The organism is Priestia sp. Y58 (genome assembly GCF_029522095.1).
Classification (GTDB): domain Bacteria; phylum Bacillota; class Bacilli; order Bacillales; family Bacillaceae_H; genus Priestia; species Priestia megaterium_E.
In genome coordinates this window covers 49,449-70,583 of record NZ_JAKWFL010000002.1, presented here as the reverse complement: position 1 = coordinate 70,583, position 21,135 = coordinate 49,449, and the positions used below count along the sequence as shown (strand labels likewise).

20 protein-coding genes are annotated in these 21,135 nt (G+C 38.3%); 17 read left to right on the top strand and 3 right to left on the bottom strand.

Annotated features, from left to right (window positions below; genetic code table 11):
* Window positions 1-156: 156 nt before the first annotated feature.
* From MMB68_RS06060 to MMB68_RS06045, 4 genes are all read left to right on the top strand, one after another.
* Window positions 157-1,104 carry an alpha/beta fold hydrolase gene (locus MMB68_RS06060; RefSeq protein WP_481861938.1) on the top strand — a complete coding sequence of 316 codons (948 nt, stop codon included), beginning with the start codon at window positions 157-159 and terminating at the stop codon, window positions 1,102-1,104.
* 144 nt (window positions 1,105-1,248) lie between these two features.
* The gene (locus MMB68_RS06055; protein WP_221784898.1) at window positions 1,249-1,920 is read left to right on the top strand and encodes an HAD family hydrolase; all 672 of its coding nucleotides are present in this window, start codon (window positions 1,249-1,251) and stop codon (window positions 1,918-1,920) included.
* A gap of 19 nt (window positions 1,921-1,939) precedes the next feature.
* Entirely contained in the window at window positions 1,940-2,395 is a 456-nt protein-coding gene (locus MMB68_RS06050; protein WP_140451485.1) for a GNAT family N-acetyltransferase, read from the top strand.
* Window positions 2,396-2,471: 76 nt separating this feature from the next.
* Window positions 2,472-2,687: a DUF3951 domain-containing protein gene (locus MMB68_RS06045; protein ID WP_014459685.1), complete on the top strand. Its 216-nt coding sequence runs from the start codon at window positions 2,472-2,474 to the stop codon at window positions 2,685-2,687.
* Between the two features lie 55 nt (window positions 2,688-2,742).
* Here the strand turns inward: MMB68_RS06045 and MMB68_RS06040 are convergent, their stop codons facing one another.
* Window positions 2,743-3,525: a class I SAM-dependent methyltransferase gene (locus MMB68_RS06040; RefSeq protein ID WP_014459686.1), complete on the bottom strand. Its 783-nt coding sequence runs from the start codon at window positions 3,523-3,525 to the stop codon at window positions 2,743-2,745.
* Between the two features lie 117 nt (window positions 3,526-3,642).
* On the opposite strand from MMB68_RS06040, the gene MMB68_RS06035 reads away from it, so the two are divergent.
* On the top strand, window positions 3,643-4,068 hold the full coding sequence (locus MMB68_RS06035; RefSeq protein ID WP_182421442.1) for a hypothetical protein: 426 nt from the start codon (window positions 3,643-3,645) through the stop codon (window positions 4,066-4,068).
* A 29-nt stretch (window positions 4,069-4,097) separates the two neighbouring features.
* Here the strand turns inward: MMB68_RS06035 and MMB68_RS06030 are convergent, their stop codons facing one another.
* A complete protein-coding gene (locus tag MMB68_RS06030) occupies window positions 4,098-4,853 on the bottom strand; it encodes a uracil-DNA glycosylase family protein (RefSeq protein WP_221784900.1) in 756 nt (251 codons plus the stop codon).
* 333 nt (window positions 4,854-5,186) lie between these two features.
* Between MMB68_RS06030 and MMB68_RS06025 the strand changes: the two genes are divergently transcribed.
* The 6 genes from MMB68_RS06025 (at window position 5,187) to abc-f (ending at window position 12,993) form a co-directional block, all read left to right on the top strand.
* On the top strand, window positions 5,187-6,221 hold the full coding sequence (locus MMB68_RS06025) for a LacI family DNA-binding transcriptional regulator (RefSeq protein WP_221813223.1): 1,035 nt from the start codon (window positions 5,187-5,189) through the stop codon (window positions 6,219-6,221).
* Window positions 6,222-6,532: 311 nt separating this feature from the next.
* On the top strand, window positions 6,533-7,792 hold the full coding sequence (locus MMB68_RS06020) for an ABC transporter substrate-binding protein (RefSeq protein WP_264407754.1): 1,260 nt from the start codon (window positions 6,533-6,535) through the stop codon (window positions 7,790-7,792).
* An 89-nt stretch (window positions 7,793-7,881) separates the two neighbouring features.
* Window positions 7,882-8,814: a carbohydrate ABC transporter permease gene (locus tag MMB68_RS06015; protein ID WP_216141395.1), complete on the top strand. Its 933-nt coding sequence runs from the start codon at window positions 7,882-7,884 to the stop codon at window positions 8,812-8,814.
* Window positions 8,814-9,644, top strand: coding sequence for a carbohydrate ABC transporter permease (locus MMB68_RS06010; RefSeq protein WP_028412981.1), 831 nt, complete (start codon window positions 8,814-8,816; stop codon window positions 9,642-9,644). The genes MMB68_RS06015 and MMB68_RS06010 overlap by 1 nt, the downstream gene beginning before the upstream one ends.
* A 26-nt stretch (window positions 9,645-9,670) precedes the next feature.
* The gene (melA, locus tag MMB68_RS06005; RefSeq protein ID WP_277548449.1) at window positions 9,671-10,993 is read left to right on the top strand and encodes an alpha-glucosidase/alpha-galactosidase; all 1,323 of its coding nucleotides are present in this window, start codon (window positions 9,671-9,673) and stop codon (window positions 10,991-10,993) included.
* A gap of 371 nt (window positions 10,994-11,364) precedes the next feature.
* The gene (gene abc-f / locus MMB68_RS06000) at window positions 11,365-12,993 is read left to right on the top strand and encodes a ribosomal protection-like ABC-F family protein (protein WP_221813227.1); all 1,629 of its coding nucleotides are present in this window, start codon (window positions 11,365-11,367) and stop codon (window positions 12,991-12,993) included.
* Window positions 12,994-13,213: 220 nt separating this feature from the next.
* Here the strand turns inward: abc-f and MMB68_RS05995 are convergent, their stop codons facing one another.
* Entirely contained in the window at window positions 13,214-15,346 is a 2,133-nt protein-coding gene (locus MMB68_RS05995; protein WP_277548447.1) for a GDYXXLXY domain-containing protein, read from the bottom strand.
* Window positions 15,347-15,728: 382 nt separating this feature from the next.
* Here MMB68_RS05995 and MMB68_RS05990 point away from each other — a divergent pair, with 382 nt between their 5' ends.
* The 6 genes from MMB68_RS05990 to MMB68_RS05965 all read left to right on the top strand — a co-directional run bounded on the left by MMB68_RS05990 (window position 15,729) and on the right by MMB68_RS05965 (window position 20,894).
* Window positions 15,729-16,082: a YwqH-like family protein gene (locus tag MMB68_RS05990; protein ID WP_277548446.1), complete on the top strand. Its 354-nt coding sequence runs from the start codon at window positions 15,729-15,731 to the stop codon at window positions 16,080-16,082.
* Between the two features lie 6 nt (window positions 16,083-16,088).
* The gene (locus tag MMB68_RS05985; protein ID WP_045292218.1) at window positions 16,089-16,361 is read left to right on the top strand and encodes a DUF5344 family protein; all 273 of its coding nucleotides are present in this window, start codon (window positions 16,089-16,091) and stop codon (window positions 16,359-16,361) included.
* A gap of 200 nt (window positions 16,362-16,561) precedes the next feature.
* A complete protein-coding gene (locus MMB68_RS05980; protein ID WP_277548445.1) occupies window positions 16,562-18,880 on the top strand; it encodes a T7SS effector LXG polymorphic toxin in 2,319 nt (772 codons plus the stop codon).
* Window positions 18,877-19,320, top strand: a complete 444-nt coding sequence (locus MMB68_RS05975; protein WP_063247811.1) for an SMI1/KNR4 family protein — start codon at window positions 18,877-18,879, stop codon at window positions 19,318-19,320. Before MMB68_RS05980 ends, MMB68_RS05975 begins: the two co-directional genes overlap by 4 nt.
* A gap of 238 nt (window positions 19,321-19,558) precedes the next feature.
* Window positions 19,559-20,473: an EndoU domain-containing protein gene (locus tag MMB68_RS05970; protein ID WP_346780474.1), complete on the top strand. Its 915-nt coding sequence runs from the start codon at window positions 19,559-19,561 to the stop codon at window positions 20,471-20,473.
* A 31-nt stretch (window positions 20,474-20,504) separates the two neighbouring features.
* Complete coding sequence (locus MMB68_RS05965) at window positions 20,505-20,894, top strand: hypothetical protein (RefSeq protein WP_277447680.1); 390 nt, start codon at window positions 20,505-20,507, stop codon at window positions 20,892-20,894.
* The last annotated feature ends 241 nt before the right edge of the window (window positions 20,895-21,135 follow it).

Below are 21,135 nucleotides of genomic sequence, written 5' to 3'. Positions count from 1 at the left end.
TATATAGGAAATAGAACTAAATGTTTTCTGAAGCGTCATAGTAAGTAAGCAGTCACAAAGAGTCACTAGGGTTGGCATCTGCTTGTTAATTGCTACTTACGGAAAGGAGAAGTAAACGTGCAAAAAAAGTTTAGGTTCTTGAGGATTCTACGAAACGTGATAGTAGCTATATTGGGGATATGCATCATATGGAGTGTAACGAATCAAGTAATGACGGCAGTAGAAAAGAAAAAGTACCCGCCTATTGGTCAATTAGTAGAGGTTGATGGCAGAGATATTCATGTATATACAAAAGGTAAAGGAAAAAATACAATTGTACTACTAACCGGCCTAGGAACGACTGCGCCTGCACTGGATTTTGAACCTTTAGTAAATGAACTGTCGAAGGATAATAAAGTTGTGGTAGTAGAACCATTTGGATACGGATGGAGTGACATTACGAATAAAAAGCGCACAGTAGAAAATAGTGTAAGTGAAATGAGAGAAGCTTTGCAAAAATCGAATATAAAGGGTCCGTATATATTAATGCCACACTCGGTTTCTGGCGTGTACAGCATGTATTACGCTAATAAATATCCAGATGAAGTAAAAGCAATTATTGGAATAGACCCTACGTTGCCACAAGCGCTGGATTATTTTAAAGAAGAAGCGCCGAATATACCAAGTTTGATGAGTGTTTTAGCGCCAAGTGGACTTGCTCGCTTAGCCCTTCTTACTAGTCCTAATCAGTATCTACCTCTAGCCGAAGAAGGAACGTATACAACAAAAAATTTAAAAATGACAAAAGCAATCTCCAGCTGGAAAGGCTACAACAAAAACGTCATCGATGAAGCAAAAGAACTGAACAACAATATAAATAAAACCATCGATATGTCGTTTCCTTCAAAGATTCCTGTAATGATTTTTACTAGAAAAATAGATAAAGAAGCAAAAGAAGGAAAATCGAATATTACGTTTTATCAAAATCAATTAAGTCACGTATCGTCGCAAAAGCTAGTTGTTTTACAAGGACATCACTATTTACATTGGACGAAGTACAGAGAAATCAGCAAATATGTAAATGATTTTATAGATACATCTATTAATTCAAGTACAAAAAAATAAAGTGTATCCAAGAAAAGGAGCCCCGAACTGTGGGTCTCCTTTTTCTTTTACAGGAAAGAACTAAATATGGTTTATTAGTTTTACAGCCATAAATGTTATAATTAACCAATCGTTAAATTGATTTACATATAGAGGAGGAAAATCATGATTAAAGCCGTCATTTTTGATTTAGATGGGACATTATTAGACCGAGACAGTTCACTAAAGCTTTTTATTCAAGATCAGTACGAGAGATATAGTGAAGAACTAGCACTCATACCCAAGCAAGAGTACACATCTAGATTTATTGAGTTAGATCAAAAAGGCTACGTATGGAAAGATAAAGTATACCAGCAGCTTTTGACTGAATATGATATTCCAAGTTTAACGTGGGAAGGGATGCTAGACGACTACCTTCACTATTTTCCAGCTCACTGCGTTCCGTTTTTACATATGGAGGATGTACTAAAAGAGCTAAAGAAAAAAGGGTTGTTACTAGGCATGATCACAAATGGTTTTACGGACTTTCAGTGGATGAATATTAAGGGGCTTGGAATTGATCACTATTTTGATACCATACTTGTTTCCGAACAAGAAGGCATTAAAAAACCGCATAAAGATATCTTTTTGCGAGCGTTAAAAGCGCTTGATGTGTCGGCTGAAGAAAGTGTATATATCGGGGATCATCCAGAAAATGATGTGCTTGGCGCAAGAGGCGCGGGCATGCATGCTGTATGGAAAAAAGACGTTTTCTTTGACGGAAGTTTCAAAGATTCGTATGTAATAGAGAATTTAAAAGAGGTGTTAAACGTTATTAATGAGTTTCAAGAATGCTGATGTGAAAAGGAGAAACACGATGAAAACCGAAGTTCGTCTATTGACTGATGAAGATCTTAAAGAAGCAGCAATCATCTATACAAACGTTTTTAGCGCCCGGCCTTGGAATGAACCTTGGAGTATAAACACTGCTTATGCCCGTTTATACGATATCAGTAAAACTCCAGGTTACATAGGGATAGGTTACTTTCATAGTGAAAACAATAAACTCACAGGATTTATAGTAGGAAATGAAGAACAGTGGGCGAACTATAAGACGTTTTATGTAAATGAAATTTGTGTGTTAAGCAGCACTCAGCAAACTGGCATAGGAACGAGTCTTTTATCTTTCCTTAAAGAGCTACTTATACAAAAAGAAGTGAAAGAAGTCTATGTGTCTACTGAAAGAGGCCAAGGCAAACCAGAACGTTTCTTTGAAAAAAACGGTTTTGCAACTGATGAATCTCGTATACTGATGGCGGTAAATGTAGATTGAATATAAGTGAATGGGTGTAAGGTATCCGTTTTGTTGTTCCAGGAGGAACGGTTTATAAAGCAGGAGGAAATAATTTATGATTTTTTCGCTACTAGTTTTAGCCGCTATTTTAATGGTGAGTATTCCGTTGATGATTATTATGATTAAAACGGTGTGGCATCGAAAGCTTCCCCGTAATTACTATACGCCGTTTGATTATCTTGCTGCACAAACAGAAGAAGAGTTTCACGAAGCGCAAAATGAACGAGAAATAGAAGAAAAAGAAGGAGATGCCAAAAGAAGAAAAAGCTAAGGTGATATGTGTATCCTTCTTTGTAATACTAGAAATAAACAGGCTATAAACCGTGTTAAGGAGTGGAATTGACTCTTTGTTTTTTACAAACGTAAATCATTTGAGTGCTTTGGTTGGTCAAAGCGCTCTTTTTCCAATCTCCGTAGACGCTCGTAATCATAAATCCGCTACGTGTTAAAAGATGCGCCATTTCTTGCGGGAACGTGTAGCGTAAATCTATTTTCGTTGTTATTTCTTTTATGATTGTTTTATCGTAATCTCTTATCTTTCTAGTTGTGAGGTTATGCTGAATTTGTTTGATGGCATCATAGTGGCTGCTTATGTAGACGTCTGTTGTATATCGGGTGTCAGGATCTTGATAGCTTTTCCAATATTCTTCTGCTTCTGTTGATGTTAGCTCTTCTATAGAAGGAAAACGTATTCCAACAATAAAGGTTCCACCTTCGTTCAAATGCGTATAAACGCGGTGTAAAAAGGCATGCTGCTCTTCATTTGTTAGAAAATGCTGAAATGAATTTCCTACGATATAAATAAAGTCGCTTTTTACTTTTAAGTCGAGTTTAGTACAGTCTTGTTCCACCCATTTAACAGATAGCTTCAAAGCCTCGGCTTTCTTCTGCGCTTCTTGCAGCATAGGTGGATGAATATCTACTCCAATCAGTGAATGTCCCGCTTGTGCTAATGGAATAGTTGCGCGCCCTGTACCACAGGCTAAGTCAAGGATCATTCCGCGTTTGTTAGCTGCTTCTGTTAGTAAAAAAGCAACGTCTTCTGTATACTGCTCATTTTCATCATCGTATAAAAGAGGGTTATTATATTCGTCTAAATTTGTTAACATAAAGGCTGGCCTCCGTGTAGGCGTATTTTTACATAATTATAGCAAATAAGGTTCCTAATGTTCTTAAAAACATAGAGAAATGGAGTGGTAAATAATTTGGAGTATCTATATTCTTTTATGATTAGAAAAATAGCGGTGGGATTTGTCGTCGTCAAGGTTTGGACTTTCTGCGTATTCTTAGCTGCTGTATCTATTATTTTCAGCTATATAGATCGGTGGCTGCATTTGGATCTTAAACTGCCAGTATTTGATATTCCTACTCGATTTGGTGATTTTCATTGGATGGGTAAAGTAATAGCACTGCTCATTTTGCTTTCCGCCGTGATTGAATTAGCCGTGAACGTTTCAATTAAAAAAACAAGTGAAAAACGTGAACCCATGTTTTCAGCGCTCTATCACTTGATTGCTGTATGCTCATTAGTGTTCACGTTAGGAAGACTAGTCGCTTTATTTTTTATCGCTGCTTTTATCTCAGAGCGAATCTTTATGCGTGCAGGGCTGCGTAATAAAGCATCAAATATCGCCCGAAATAAAGAGGCTTAAATTACAAAAAGAAAGAGGCAAAACTAGTTTCAGCTCTTTCTTTTTACAGCCCAATCCTCCACAATTTCCGTGAATTCATCTAGGTGTTCTTCAAATATCCGTTTTCGATGTCCGTTTGCTCCGGATGGATGAGGAAAGCCAAATAAATACGTATGCCGAGAAAACGAAGGTTCACGCGAAAGTTTTCTTAAAACATTTTCAACTGCTTTTCCTAGCGGAATGATTAAACATGGATTCTTTATTTCGCTCAATTCATGCGTGAACACTTCAAAAGCATAGTGTGAAAGAAGCGCTGATCGTTCAATTGGCGGCTGATGACCCGTATAGTTTTTTCCTTTGTAAAATACAGGATACTTTAATACGGACGTGGTATGCAGCATATCTCGCTGTGAAGCAAATAACTCAGCGGCACTGTCCATACCGATCGCTTTTTGAACGCCGCACCTGTCTAACATGTCTATTAAATTTACTCTCATCGTTCCGCTAAAGCTAGCGGATTTTTTTGTTTCGTACAGTACTTGTTCAAGCGGATGATGATGGGACAGGCTGGAAACGCATTGTTTAAAAGCGGTTTTCATTTGAAACCAGCCCGGTGTGATGCCCGCAATGACAATATGAGCGTCTGGATTTATGTAGTCGTTATGAGGTGAGTAGTACATGCTTAATCCATTTTCTTGTCCTATTAAAAAGTCTTTTTGCAACAGCTGTTCTTTCGTGAAATTCATATTATGCAATTGTTTAATGGCAGGCAGACATTGTTGGAAATAAGAATGTTGGCTCATCATAGGCTCTCTCTTTCCTTATCAGTATTTCTTCTTTTATTTTCCCCAACAAACCGTTTTATATCAAACACGAACAAATTCTTATGAAAATTAATATTTACTAAAAGTTTACTTAAGTTTTAGTGAGGTGTGATAAAAACAAAGTAGTAATAGCGGTGATTTTGTCATTTTAAAGGCGAAACTAACAAAATAAATGAAGAATTTTGGAGAATATTTTAATAAATTTACTGAAATTTTAAAATTATTTATTGAAAGCGTTTTATTAATGTGCTATTCTTCCAATATAAGAGATAAATATTTAGTAAAAATAGAAGATTATAATAGAGAGGTAAAAAGATGGCAACTTTAAAAGATATAGCGGCGTACGCTAATGTTTCCAGTTCAACCGTATCCAGAGTACTAAATAATGATCATACGCTTTCTGTATCTGAGGTTACCCGTGAGCGCATTCTTCATGCAGCCAAGGAGCTGCAATATACGCCTGTGAAGATACGAAAAGGAACGGCAAACGGAAAAGACATAGAAGCTCCAAGGATAGGTATTATTTTTGCTCAATCGCTTGAAGAAGAGTTAGTAGACCCTTTTTTCTCTTCTATTCGCCATGGAATAGAGAGTGAATGCGCAGAAAAAGAAATTTTTACAGTAAAGTCATTTAGACTAAAAGGCATGAAGCAAGAAGAGCTGCTGCAGGATCTTGATGGAGTAATTGTAGTGGGAAGAGTTAGTCCAGAAACGGTTCAAGAAGTGAGCAATCATTTAGATACTATTGTTTTTATCAATCACAAAGCGGATGAGGATTTGTACGATTCGGTCATGATTGATTTTGAGAAAGCTACTAAACATGCATTAAATCATTTATTTGACCTCGGTTATAAAAGAATTGGCTATATCGGAGGGACAGAAAGAGAACACTATATAAATGGAAGTTCTATTATTGAAGATCAGCGTCAAACGGTTTTTGAAAGCGTTATGCACAAAAAGGGACTGTTTGATTCCGAGAAAGTTTATATAGGGGAGTACTCAATGACTGAAGGGTATGAGCTGATGGCACAAGCGATTAAGCAAGGAAATCTTCCTCAGGCATTTTTTATCGCAAGTGATGCAATGGCGATAGGGGCGATGCGTGCCCTGCAGCAATCAAATATAAAGGTTCCTGAAGACGTAGCGATTGTAAGTTTTGATGATGTGGATGTCGCAGCATTTGCGAGCACGCCGCTCACCACGGTTAAAGTATATACCGAAGAAATGGGAAGGCAGGCTGTTAAAATGCTAGTAGATCGGCTAAGCGGCAGGTCTATTCCTTTAAAAGTCATGGTGCCGACTAAACTAATTTACCGTGAAAGCTGCGGAGCTTTGCTCAAGAAGCAGTAACCTAAAAGCTATAACTTGAAAGGGGGTGATAAAAAATCAGAATTCATACATAAAGAGTGATAAGGGGGAAGAAAAATAGAAAAAATCATAAAAAAGGCAGGTTAAAAAGCCCTAGAAACTACATACTTATTGGCAGATAAATATGTAAATGAAAAAGCTTTTTCATCTCTAGGACTCTTTGAACCTTTGTAAAAGTATAGGACTAAATTATAAGTGACTTTATTTCGTTGTGCAATAAATTTGTCTATGATTAAAATACTGAATATTCTGTTATTTACCACTTGATAGAGTATAAGGAGGAAAAAAGATAAATGAAAAAGCTTACGTATCTTTTCGTTCTATTACTAGTCTTTTCTGTTGTGGCAGCAGGCTGCGGAAATAAAGAAGCAGCAACAGGCGGAAATGGGAAAATAACATTAACGCTTTTTTCTACGATGAGTAATAAAGGCGAGAGAAAAGCGCTTCAAAACGCGATTGCAGAATTTGAAAAACAAAATCCAGATATTAAAATTGATGCAAATTTTCCGGGTAACGGCTATGAAGATATGCTTCGTGTGAAAATGGGTGCAAATGATATGCCGGATTTATTTGATACGCACGGCTGGTCTCAGCTTCGCTACGGGGAGTATGTAGCAGATTTAAAAGATATGGATTGGGTTCAGCATTTGGATCCAGCGCTAAATCAAATTTTAAAAGATAAAAGCGGCAAAGTGTATGCGTATCCTTTAAATCAAGCAAAAGACGGAATTAGCTATAATGCGACGTTATTAAAAAAGTACGGAATAAAGCCTCCTAACACAATGGATGAATTTATAACAGCGTTAGAAACAGTAAAAAAGAAAAGCAAAGGAGAAGTAGCGCCTCTATGGATCCCAGGAGGGGAAAATGGGAATATTGCTCAAGTGTTTGATCAGCTGGCTACACCTCAGCTTATTACAGCAAAGAATAAGAACTATGCTAAGCAGTTGGAAAAAGGAACATTCAATTGGTCAAACTACACGCCGCTAGCGGAAACAATGGCAGAAATGAAGAAAAAAGGGCTGCTGAATGAAGATGTATTAACCGCAAAAGTATCTCAAGCAACGGAATTAATGGCTCAAAATAAAATTGCTTTTACATTTGTGGGGGGATCTCTTGGTCCTGATGCAACAGAATTAAATCCTGAAGTAAAAGTAGGAACGGTACCGGTTCCTGCTATTCATAAAGGAGGCACGCAAAGCTGGATTGGCGGAGAGCGCTTTACCCTTGCTGCGTGGAAGGATTCTAAGCACCTTAAAGAAGCTAAGAAATTTATTGAATTTGTGTCACAGCCGGAAGTTGCCAAAAAGATTGCCGAAGGAACGTCTTCAGCATCGGCTCTGACAAACAATAAAACCCAAAACTACTACTCTGAATACTACGATAAGTATAGCGATATTAAAGTTGAGCCATACTTCGACCGAAAGTATTTACCGAGCGGTATGTGGGCAGTGATGTCTTCTACAGGTCAAGAATTGCTAGCGGGAAGTTTAACGCCAAAGCAATTATCAAAAGAGATGGAAAAAGAGTACAAGCGTCTCAGTAAACAATAAAATAGTGTGCAAAAGTTCCTTGTTCGCTAAGAAGCAGGGAGATAGGCTTCTGCTTCTTTTCAACACAAGCTGAAATAGGAGTGAACACGATGAATGAAATAGTCAGGAAAGAGTCGGTTTCCGTAGTAAGAGATACGGAAAAACGAAAGAAAAAATTAAAAACAGAGTCTTCTTTATGGTGGATGTACCTTCCCGGCTTATTAATTATCACCGTTTTTATTATCTATCCTTTTATTAACGGAATTAGACTTTCCTTTACTAATTGGAATGGATTTTCACAAACATACGATTGGATTGGGCTCCAGCAGTATAAACGTTTGCTTGCAGACCCAACGACTTGGCTTGTGATAAAAAATACGCTGCTCTACGGAATAGGCAGTACAATTTTCCAAAACATTATTGGCTTGTTGTATGCTTTGCTTCTCAATCAAAGCATTAAAATGAAAGCTGTAACAAGAACAATTGTCTACCTTCCAGTTATTATCAGCCCAATTATTATGGGGTATATCTGGTACTTCTTTTTTGCCTACCAAGGAGGCGCTTTAAATGACCTTCTTGTATTTTTAGGCTTTGAGAAGATTAATGCTTTGGGGACTCCGGAGCTTAACTCTTGGATTATTGTGTTCGTCAATACGTATCAATTCGTTGGAATTGCGATGATTATTTATTTAGCGGGGCTGCAAAGTATTTCAAAAGATTATTACGAAGCGGCGCAGCTTGACGGAGCATCGGCTCTTCAGCAGTTTAAAAACATCACGCTTCCACTGCTCATGCCTTCGATTACAATTAACGTCGTTTTAAATATTATCGGAGGTTTAAAACTGTTTGACGTCATTGTTGCGCTGACAGGAGGAGGACCTGGAGATGCATCGCAGTCAATGTCTACTTTTATGTATGATTTATATTTTAGAAGACAGGACGCCGGCTATGCTGCAACTCAAGGTGTGTGCATGGCGCTCATTATCTTAGTCATTAGCTTATCAGCACTTGTGTACTTTAAGCGAAAGGAGACAGAAGCGTGATGGACTATACAAATAAACGGAAAAAACGGTTTTTTACCTTTCTAGCGCTTTGTATAACGCTCGTTCATATTGTCCCTTTTTATATTCTAGTTACGACTTCTTTAAAGGCAACCGGGGATTTTAGTTCAAAATGGGTATTTCCAAAAAGTATACACCTTGAAAATTTCACAGCGGCTTGGGAGCAAGCGAACTTAGGAAATTCTTTTGTTAACACATTTATTATTACATTCGTTTCGGCGATTTTGCTTATTTTTTTAGGATCAATGGCTGCGTATCCTTTAGCGCGCCGCCAAACGAAACTAAATAAGTACGTCTATTTTATCTTTATCGCCGTGATGGTAATACCGCCTTTAACAGCGTTAGTTCCGCTGTACAAAATGGTTGTGAATATGGGGATGATGAATACGTACCAAATTGCTATTTTAAATAATGTCGCAGCATTTTTGCCGCTAACGATCTTTTTGTATGCGAGCTTCATTCGCTCCACTATTTCTAAAGAGCTCGAGGAAGCAGCAAGAATTGATGGGGCCGGCACGTTAACGATTTTCTTTAAAATCGTATTTCCGCTGCTAAAGCCTGTTACTGCATCCATTTTAATTATTGCAAGCGTCTATATTTGGAACGACTATCAGTTTGCAATTTTCTTCCTTCAAGATAAGGAAATGCATACGTTAACCGTTACGTTAGCAAGCTTTTTTGCCGAAAATCAAAATAATCTTAGCTTAGTAGGAGCAGCTGCGATTATTGCGATGCTTCCAATGACCATTTTATTTTTAGTGCTACAAAAATACTTTATTGCAGGGCTTTCATCAGGATCTGTAAAAGGATAAAACCAATACGAGGAAGGAAGATGACAATGTCTAAAATCACATTTATCGGAGCGGGAAGTACAGTTTTTGCAAAAAATATTTTAGGAGACTGCATGTTTGTGCCTGCTTTAGCTGGCTTTGAATTTGCGCTATACGATATAGATGCTGAGCGTTTAAAAGATTCGGAAAATATGCTAAACAATCTAAAAGAAAACTATAAAGTGAATATTACGGTTAAAGCCTATTTGAACCGCAGAGAAGCTTTAACAGGAGCAAAGTATGTGATTAACGCCATTCAAGTAGGCGGTTACAAACCAAGCACCGTCATTGATTTTGAAATTCCTAAAAAATACGGCTTGCGTCAGACAATTGGAGATACAGTAGGAATTGGAGGAATCTTCAGATCACTGCGCACGATTCCGGTCCTGTTTGATTTTGCAAAAGATATTGAAGAAGTATGTCCAGATGCGCTGTTTTTAAATTACACCAATCCAATGGCAACGCTAACGGGTGCAATGCTGCGCTATACCAATGTAAAGACGGTAGGCCTTTGTCACAGTGTTCAAGTATGTACAAAAGATTTATTTGATTCTCTCGGAATGGACCATGAAGGAATACAAGAGAAAATTGCAGGCATTAACCATATGGCATGGCTGCTAGAAGTAAAAAGAGATGGACAAGACTTATACCCAGAAATCAAGCGTCTGGCAAAAGAAAAACAAAAGACAAAGCATCATGATATGGTGCGTTTTGAGCTAATGGATAAGTTCGGTTATTATATTACAGAATCGTCTGAGCATAACGCAGAGTATCATCCATACTTTATTAAACATAAATATCCAAATCTTGTTGATCAGTTTAACATCCCTCTTGATGAATATCCGCGCCGATGCGAAGAGCAAATCAGCAATTGGGAATCAATGAGAGAAGAAATGGTTAACAACAGTCAGTTAACTCATACGCGTTCACATGAGTACGGCTCTAGAATTATTGAAGCAATGGAGACAAACGTGCCGTTTAAATTTGCCGGTAACGTATTAAATACCGGAGGCTTAATTAGTAACCTGCCGACAAAAGCGTGCGTAGAAGTTCCATGTGTTGTAGACCGAAGCGGTATTATGCCGACTTATGTAGGAGACTTACCAGAGCAGCTTGCGGCGTTAAATCGTACGAATATTAATACGCAATTATTAACTATTGAAGCAGCGATCACTAGAAAAAGAGAGCACATCTATCAAGCAGCTATGCTAGATCCTCATACAAATGCGGAATTATCTATGGATGACATCATTCGTATGTGCGATGATTTAATTGAAGCCCACGGCGAGTGGCTGCCTGATTTTACAGGGAAAGTGAACCAATACGTGTAATAAAAGAATCCTCGGCTGAAATCAGCTGAGGATCTTTTGTACTTAGGAAAAGAAGGGAATATCATCCAAATCGATATTGACATTTAAAAAACTTCATCATACACTGTAAGAAGCAAGTCATTTTATACTAAGAAAGGAAAGGTACCGTAGACAATGGATAAGTAATCCTATTTTTTTAGACATTCTTTTAAAACTTTATTTTAAATGAACATTTGTCTAGATAGGATTAGTCTGTACATTTTTAGGTGCCATTTCTATATGTCTTATATGAAGTGATTTCTCCCTTTTTTTTACTCTATAAAAGGGTGCATATTTGCGTATGCCTAATTATGACCTCTAATCCTCTCTAGAAATCCTAGGGAGGTTTTTTTATGTTATTGTTAGAAGCTATAAATATTGAAAAAAGCTATGGAGACCGCCTGCTGTTTCAAGCAGAGAAGCTTCAAGTACATCGCGGAGAGCGAATTGGAATTGTTGGGAAAAACGGAGAAGGCAAATCGACGTTGCTTCATATTTTAATGAAAAAAATGAGTCCAGATCAAGGAATTGTGCAAACATATGGCCGTTCCTCATTGATTCCGCAGCTTGATGTTCAAGCTACAGGAGACGTTTCTCCTGAGATGAAAAGTCAGTGGAACGTGCCAACTGAAGCGGACTTTCTTAGCGGAGGAGAAGAAACAAGAAAGAAAATTGCAGCTGCTCTTTCATCCGGTGCGGAACTGCTTGCAGCCGATGAGCCAACGAGCCACTTAGATGTAAAAGGCGTAGAAAAATTTGAAGAAGAAATGAAATCTTTTACAGGCAGTCTGCTGCTGATTTCACACGACCGAGAATTATTAAACCGCCTTTGTACGTCCATTTGGGAAGTAGAAGACGGCAAAATTCACTGCTATGAAGGCAATTATCAAGAATATGTGACGCAAAAAAAACATGCGGTTGAAAGACAGCAGTTTGAATATGAACAGTATGTAAAAGAAAAGCAGCGTCTTGAACTGGCCTCTGAAGAAAAAAGCCAAAAATCAAAGTCGCTTAAAAAAGCGCCGAGCCGCATGGGGAACTCTGAAGCGAGACTTCATAAGCGAGCGGTCGGAAAACAAAAAGCGAAGCTAGATAGAAGTGCAAAAGCGATTGAAACAAGAATTGAAAAGCTGGAGAAAAAAGAAAAGCCAAAAGAAATGGAAGAAATTCATTTTGATTTATCTCAGTTTCACCAAGTACACAGCAAGCAGGCACTGAGCTTTGACAAAGTCTCGGCATCAGCTGGTAATCATATGCTGTTTCAAAATCTAAAAGGCGGTGTGAAGCCAGGAGGGAAAGTAGCGATTGTCGGCAAAAACGGTGCCGGAAAATCTACGCTGCTGAATATGATTGAGCAGCAAGCAGAAGGCATCACGGTTGCGAAGCCTGTAAAACTCGGCTTTTTCCATCAGCGTCTTGAAAATCTAGATCCCGCTAAAAGCATTTTAGAAAACATTAAAGAAGATAGTCCGTACACCGAACAATTTATTCGTACGGTACTATCGCGCTTACTTTTCAAACGTGAAGACGTGTATAAAAAAGTAGAGATGCTAAGCGGAGGAGAACGAGTGAAAACGGCATTAGCAAAAGTCTTTTTAGGAAACTACAACGTTCTTCTTTTAGATGAACCGACCAACTATCTTGATCTTCATACAAAAGAAGCGCTTCAAGAAGTATTAAAAGCTTATCCAGGGACGATTTTATTTGTGACGCACGACCGCTACTTTGTTAAAAAGCTTGCGACGCATGTTTTGACGTTAAAACAGTCTAAAGCGGAGCTCGCGGCGATTGAAGACACGGGTAAAAGCAAAAAAGCGTCACAGCAGCAAAATGAAGCGGAGAAACTTGCGCTTCAACTAGAATTAACAAAAGTGATTAGCGAGCTTTCCATCACGCCAGAAGGAAAAGACAAGCAGCGGCTTGAAAAAAGATATGAAGAGCTGTTAGAAGAAAGAAAACGATTAAATAGAAAGGAAGGATAATATCACTTCGCCTAACAATGAATACAATGATGTTACTGAACATCAAAAGCGTATTGAAGGAAAACTAACGGATATGAATGTAAAAGGAACGCCCAAAAGAATAAAATGGATTGGCTATGGAATCATTATTTTCTTTGTGATCCTTATTTTAACGATGACTATCGGCGTATTTATCAATTAAAACAAAAAGCAGCCGCTTCAATGTTGAAGCGGCTGCTTTTTACTTGCCTACTTTTGTAACGATCGCATCTCCATTTTTTCCAACTCGTACAGTAGCAAAACGAGCTTCGCTTTCTACTTTGCTGCCGGTTCCTTCTAGAATAAAATAATGCTCAATGCCGTACTGAATTCCCCAGTCGTGATACTTCCCCGTAATGACAACGTCTTTCTTTTTAGAAGTATACGGCTTATTCCACTCATCATCCGCTTGGTAGATTTTTGCGTATTCATACACGCCTTGTTTGTTAGGGCGAAGAACGAGCTTCACTTTTTCACCGTCTTTCACATGAGGTAAGGTAACGTGCGCAATGTCGTAATTCAGCTCAACGTAATCGCCTTGCAGCAGCGAGCGTGGATCGATCGGCTGTAAAGCGAGCTTAATTTCTTTTCCGTTTTGAAGAAGCACTTCGTTTTTAGTGAAAATGCTGCCCAGAATAATAAGCTGAACAAGAATGATGATCCATACAGCGGTTCGGCTGCGGTCAAGAAACGACGGCTGCGGCTGATCAGGCGTTGACAGGTCCCATTTCCTGCTTAGAAAAAGAAAGATCAGACCTAAAATAACGAGCACAAGTGATTTATTAAATAAATCCCACACAAAGTCGTAATATTTCATCGCTAAAAAAACAAACCAGAAAATCATGCCAACAATAAAATCATATTTTGGCTCTTTTCGTACCGTCACAAATAAAAAGACGGTCGAAATTACAAAAAACACCGTGCAGTAAATAATATTTAAAAAAGAAGGTTCGCTTAATTCAGTCAGCGACAGTAAAAGGATAAAAGCCAGAAGCAGCGCTGCTTTTTTAAACGCGTGGTGTACGTTTATCGCGTACACAGCGGCATTTAATAGAAACAAAGCGAGCAGCACATAATCTATTTTGATAGTGTCATAGTAAGCAGTCGGAACCTTTATTAACAGGAGCCCTTGCACTAGCACAAAAAGCAACAGGCGAACGGGCGTATGCTTTGTGAATACTAAAAGCGCTACAAGTGCGATGACGTAGATAAAAAACAGAATGTCGTTCACAAAAAAAGAAGCGCCGCCGCTAATTAATACGCCCATCATTAAAAGCGTATATTTCACGGTTGGAATATCTGCTTTAATTAAATAACATGCCACAATCAGCAAAACGCCAATCACAAGCATTCCGTTTGTTGGGTACGTTCCTGTAATAAGTGTGACAAGTCCTCCTAAAGAGCTGCTGCCGATTACCGATGCAATGGCCGTAATCCCAATCACCGCTATTCGTTTGATTACGCGGAGCGAGGTTTTTTGTGCTGACGTGTTAGCAGTGAGCCATTTGACAAACCATACGCTTGCACCAATAAACAAAATCACGAATCCTAAGGTTAAAAAAAGTGACCATTCAGCGTAGTGTTTAAAAATAAAAGAGAAAAACTGTTCAATAACAAATAAAGCAAATGCCACGATGGAAATCCCTAAAAATGACTTTTGCGGCTCCACTTTTGAAAAATAAAAAAAGGAGCTTAGTAAAAACAGCAAATAAAAAATAATAAGACCAATCCGTAAGCTAGAGCTCCCTGTGAAATCCGGCAGGGAAACAGTTAAAAAAATGTAGTGAAACAAACAAAACGCCGCATACATGATCACAGGAGACGAGCGCCGTTTCTTTTTTATGATCCAAAAAATAATCAAGTTCACAAACGCCATTCCTGCGTAAAGTAAAAGCACCTCGTGTTCGCCTCGCTGTGAAACTGCGCCAGTTGGTGAAATGAAAAAAGCCATGGTGAATTGAAATAAAACAAACGATAACACGTAAAACGGCTGATACTTTGTAAAAAGGCTAAACAAAATAACCGGCACAAGCCAAATTAAAAACAGCCAGTACGATTCAGCGTGCGTGTTGTAAATTTGAGAAAGAAGCGCGATGCTTAATCCAAATGAAAGAGCGCCGGCCAAAAGAGTCCAGTGACTTAAAAACACCTGCTGAGGAAGCAGCTTTCGCACTACAAACGCACTTCCGTAAAACAGCAGCATCAGCCCCACGCTCAGCGCAATTTTAGTGTAGCGGTCAAAGCCTTGCCAGTTCGATGCAAAGAAATATAAAATGCCGGACAAAACAAGAGCCAACCCCAGTAAATAACCGAGTCTTACGAGCTTTTCTCTCATACTCAACCTCCTCTTTATATTATGTATATACTAGCGCATGTTTAAATATTTGGAAATAGAAAGAATGAATGCGTTTTAACAAAAAAATTGTGTAAAAAGGCCTTTTAGTGGCGCGGAAATAACAAGCGAAGTAGTCCAAAAATCTTGATAAATTGTCAGCGGAAATAACAAGCGAAGTAGTCCAAAAATCTTGATAAATTGTCAATGGTAAGATATTTTTGGTTATTTTATCCTGAAGAGTGGGTATTGAACTAAAAACCTACATTATTCCCAAAAAATATAAGAAAACGTGCCGATGTGCTCTCTTTCTTTATTTGATAAGCTATAAAAGGGAATTACTGTTAGAAGATCCAAGAGATAGATATAAAGGAAGTGTCATCATATGAATGAGATGTTTGTTGCTCATCTGTATACCCAAGTGAAGCAGGCACATGAAGATATCCAGCAGCTTACCGCTAGTAAAAACACGTTAACGGAAGTCAAAGGCGAGCTTGAACGTGCAAAGGAAAAGGTAAAAGAACCAGAGCTCACTTCCGCCACTTGGTCAGGCAGCCTTGCTGTTGGGTTTGAAGACATCCGCACCGCTATGTTAGATGAATACGATGATTTGATGACCCGTCAGCTGACGGATGCCCTTACGACAATTGAAGCAAAAATTACGGCGCTTCAATCGGATATACAAGGGATGGAACGCGCCATTAAAATGCAAGAAGACGAAGCAAAAGATAAGGTGTGATGCAATATGGCAGACGAAATTAAAGTAATAGATGGTGAAATTAATAGAACACTTAGTGACCTAAGCGCTGCTGCGCAGCAGTTTCAGCCGCTTTTTCCGTTTCACGTAGGAAGCGGACAAGATCTAGCGGTGCTCGATGAATTAAACCAGCTGAACCAGCAGCTGCAAACGTTAATTGTGGACTACAAGCAAACGCTCCTCGATGATTTGAACGCCACCAAAAAATCCGTGCAGTCCATAAAAGAAGCAGATGAAAAAGCTGCAAACGCCGCTAAATAATGTTCATATTTTATATAAAGCTATCAAAAACAACCTTTCAACCAGCATAGATGTGGCATTCAAATAAAAAGGTTTTATCTAGCGGATGATGCAAGCCTTGTAAAGAGGAGCGTCCGCTTAGGTTTAGAAAAATAACGGGCGATTGTTCGTTAATCGTTTGTTGTTTTTCTACATCGATACAGCTAGGAGGTTACAGGTTATTGAAAACACTTGATGTCGATGCTTTTCACGAAAATATTCAAGCTATCTTAGACTCTATTAAAAGTCAAAAAGAACAAATTCAAGTCCTGATTTCACAGGTTCAGGCATTTTCAAGCTTAGATGATGCGTTTAAAGGAAAAGGAGGAGAAGCGATTCGGTCTTTTTACGAAACGGGACATGCTTCTTTTTTAACGCTGTATCATTCACTACTCACTTCCTATGAAGCTCGACTAACTCAAATCACACATGCGCTGCGCTCATTCGAACCGAGCGAAGACGGCTACATCACCCAGCCGTTTCTGCAAGACACTATTCCCGCGCATTTAAATCAAACAAGAAATACAACCGTTTCGCTTGTCGACCAAGCGAATGCGGCAATTCAAAAAGTCAGTCATCTTGCTTCTGTTTCAGCGCTTAACGATCAAGGTTTTTTAACAGAAGTAGAACAAGCAAAAAACAAAGCGGACAAAACGATGAACGATTTAGTCCGTTTTGACGAACAGCAAACGCAAAGCCTTTCAGCCATTCAAGATCAGCTGACGTCTTTAAACTCGCTGCTTTCTAAAGTAAAAGCCGGGTTTCAAAATGGTTCCATTCAGCCAGGCAATGTAAGTGAGCTGAGCGCGTTGGCGAAAAAAGCGATGACCGATTCAGGAGGCGTCTCGGTTTTTGAAAAAGGCATTCCAACAACCTTGACAAGAACAGAAAAACAAGAGAAAGTGATAAAGGAAGTAGGCCTTAAAAAACTAATTCAGCTTCAGGAAATGACGCCTGCTGAGCAGTTAAAAGAAATTCACAAGCTTGAAAAAACCTCGCCTTACATAAGAGAAGTGCTAACGCAAATTCAGCAGGATACAGCACCTGCTAACATGAAAAAACTAGCGGAACTGTCACCTGCAGAGCAAGCAGTGGAACTAGAAAAAAGCCCATATCTGCAGGCGCTCAACGATTCTTCAACTGTAGGCATGCTAATGTCTCAACAGATTCTTCAAAACGCTACGGGCGTTGAGGGAATGCTTATGCAGTCAGTGATGCGTCAGGGTCAGGTTAGGAGTGTTGGGACTAAAAAAACAGCTGAATCCTTTGACTTTACAGAAATCTGTGAAAATCCTAAAGCTAAAAAAGAAGAAACCGGTATAAAAGCTGTAGTCAAGGACGTAGGAGAAGGTGCTATAACTTTAGCAAAAGGCACAGTTACGGGTACTAAAGGAGTAGCACAAGACGTTTGGGCCGGTATGGGGGAGAGAGGAGATAAACAGTTTAACTCCTTATATGATTTTGGAAACTTTGTAACGATGGGTGGATTTGATGGCGCTGTTGCCTTCAAAGAAGGCTTAATTGAGCGAGGAGAAAAATCGTTTGATTCACCGTATGACTTTGTCAATCACGCAACGATGGGACTCTTAGATGTAGGGCAGCAGGCACTTAATCCTGACAAACCTCTTTCAAAAGAGCACTGGGAAAGCAGCATGTTTCTGTTTGCGAGCGTCATTGGAGGAGCGAAACCCGCAGGAGCCGTAAAATCCGTTCCAAAAATAACAAACGTTCCGCGTGTACCTGCCCATAAAGCGACCAAAACATTAAGCGATATGCGAAATGTCGTCAGTCCAAAAGCAGCAAGCAATTGGTCGAAGAAGGTATATGAACCTGTTCAGAAGAAGCTTCAACCTTTATTAGATGCTGAGATACCGACTTTACGTCCTCAACCTCAACTGGTAGGGATAGGAGAGGCTTTGCCTGGAAAGACCGTTGGTGAAGCGTTAAATGGGTTAACGGCGTATAAGATAGGGAATGTTTCGAAAGGTCAGTCGAAAGCGGTGGAGAAAGTCGAAAAGCCTGGTGGCAAGGCAAATGCTGAGAGGATAAATGATCAGGGGGCAGTGGTTAAGGGTACGGGTAGATTAAATTCAAAAAAAGATATTTATAAAGTATTACCTAAAGATGTTCACCAAGCACTAGAAGGCTATGATCAAACTCATAAATTCGCTGCGAATTTTAGAGGATTTGAAGTAAAAGCACAGCGTTCATTATCCCATATGTCTGATAAACAATTAATATATTCATTTAAAAAAGGTTACTCACCAAAAGATGGAGCAAATGATACAATTATACTCCATCATCATGAACAAAAAGTTGAGGGCCCAATAATTGAGATGCCTAACAGATACCATGATTTAGGTAATAAAAGACAACATCCATTTGGAAATTCAGGTGGAGTTGGAAGTGGAGAAGCTAGGATAGAATTTAATAAGTGGCGTAAAGAATATTGGAAGGCAAGATATGCCAATGAAATGATTAAAAGGGGGATCATTGAATGAAGATAGAAATATTAAATGCTATCGATGAAGAGTTCGAAATGTGCCCAGAAGCCTTTGGAGGACCTCTTAATATCGAGGAAGTAAACCAAGCAGAAGATGAACTAAAAGTAAAATTGCCAGAGGATTTTAAAGAATTTCTTTTGAGATATGGTTCTGGAGCAGTTGGTGAGGCTATTATTTTGGGATTGAAAGAGGCAGAGTTTGTTGCGACACCATCATTTGTTGAGAAATCTCTGCATTTTAGAAAGGTACTCCCTAAAGAGTATGAGAATTTTACTGCTATTGGTATAGACGGTGCAGGAAATCCAGTAGGCTTTAATTCCCCGAATATAGAAATTATTACATTTGACTTTAATTTCGGTGGGAAAGAAATCATAGCAGAGAGTTTTGAGGAATATTTAGAAAAAGCAATCCGTGAAGAATTAAATATACATTTTTAATATTCAAGATATTAATTGTAATAAGATAAAACAAAAAAACGAAAATTAACTGTAAGCACTTGATTGTATTTTAGGCAACAAGTGCTTTTTTGTGAGAAATTACCCCTTTGGAAAATATAAAAATTGACTGTATGAAGTTCATAACTCATGAATGGCTATACCATACAAATAGTATTAGCCGCACTGTCACCTTAAGAGTAAGCAATTGAACTAGAAAACAGTCCAAAGGCTCAGCAAGATCTTACGGCACTTTCTCACTCTAAAGCAAAATTATAAAAAGCCTGAAATTGCAAGAAGTGTATATGAGGAGGAAGCCAAAAAGCAACAACAAGATGGTCTAGCAGCTGTTTCTTTTGTAGCGGATATGGTGCCTGTGGTTTCCAATGTAAAAGGTGGATGGGAAGTAAGTGTAGGATACGACCCTATTACTGGGAATGAACTATCTAGTTTTGACCGTTCTGTTTCTGGAGCAGGAATTGTCTTTGGCGGCTTTGCGAGAGTGCCAGGGAAAGTGGTGAAATACGGAAGCGAAGGAGCAGAATACGTACTTCGCGTAAACAAAGCAGAAAAGACCGTAACCAAGCATAAGGTTAAAGATGTTTCTAAGGGCGAGTCAAAAGCTGTGGAGAAGGTCGAAGGGAAAGGTAAAGAACAAGATAGAAGTATTGAGAATAAGGGTACGGGTAAAAATGCTGTTAGGGCTAATAAATTTAATTTTGTTGAAAATGCAAAAAATCACCTAATAAATGTCGAAAATGTTAATACTAAAAAAGGTATTGTTGGTGGTCACAATATGGATGAATTCAATAAAGCGTTGAAAAGTCAAGGCTTCAATCCGGATGATTTAATTGTGTCTAAAAAATCACATCAATCGATTGAAGGAATTTATGAAGTAGAGTATAAAATACCTAGAAAAGATATGGCTGGTAATGTTGCAGACCCAGTATCATATAAAAATATCAAGGAACCTAAAACAGTTTATGACCCATCTAAGATTAGTGACGACAAAATTTATCGATTGGGACAGGAAGCAATGCAGAACGGAAAAGTAAATGGGAGACTTGTCGAAGGAACTGCTTCAAATGGTTTAAAATTTAGAGGGTATTTAAATGAGGCTGGTGAAATAACAAACTTTTTCCCTATTGTTGATTAACTAAAAATACGATGTTATTGGAGGACGAAAAATGAGTGGAGAATATCAAGTAAATGAAAGTAAAGAAGATATTGATAAATTAATGTTAACATATTTTAATTTTATAAATGGAAAATATCTAGAAAAAGCATTAAAAAGCTTTGCCGAAAGAGAAGGTTATGGACAGGAGATAGTATTTGCCTTTTTTCAGTCTGATTTAGATGAATATGACATGGCACAATTACCTAGACCTTTAGATGAAAAACATGTTTTGATAGAGCTAGGTTACCCAGCTGTTGAAATTGAACAAATAGCTTTTTTAGATTTTAAAACATTCTATGATTATTTGGATAAAAATGTAAAGAAAGAAGTAGAAAATAAACCAGAGAAAACTGAGCTGACAGGTTTATTGGCAGAAGTGAAACGCAGTTTATGTGTATAATTTTTAATAATTAACTAAAAAAGGCACTCCATTATTTTAATGGGTAACTAAGTCACATAGCTTTATGACCTCCCTATAAAGTTTCAAATTACTGACAAAAATCTAGCTGTGTTGTATAAACTGGTACCGATCTCAAGGACATCAAACAAAGGCTTTATGTAACTAAGAGATAATCTCTATATTGAATGAGGATATTAGTAGATATATAGATATTAAAAATTCATCATGTTCGCACAAAATG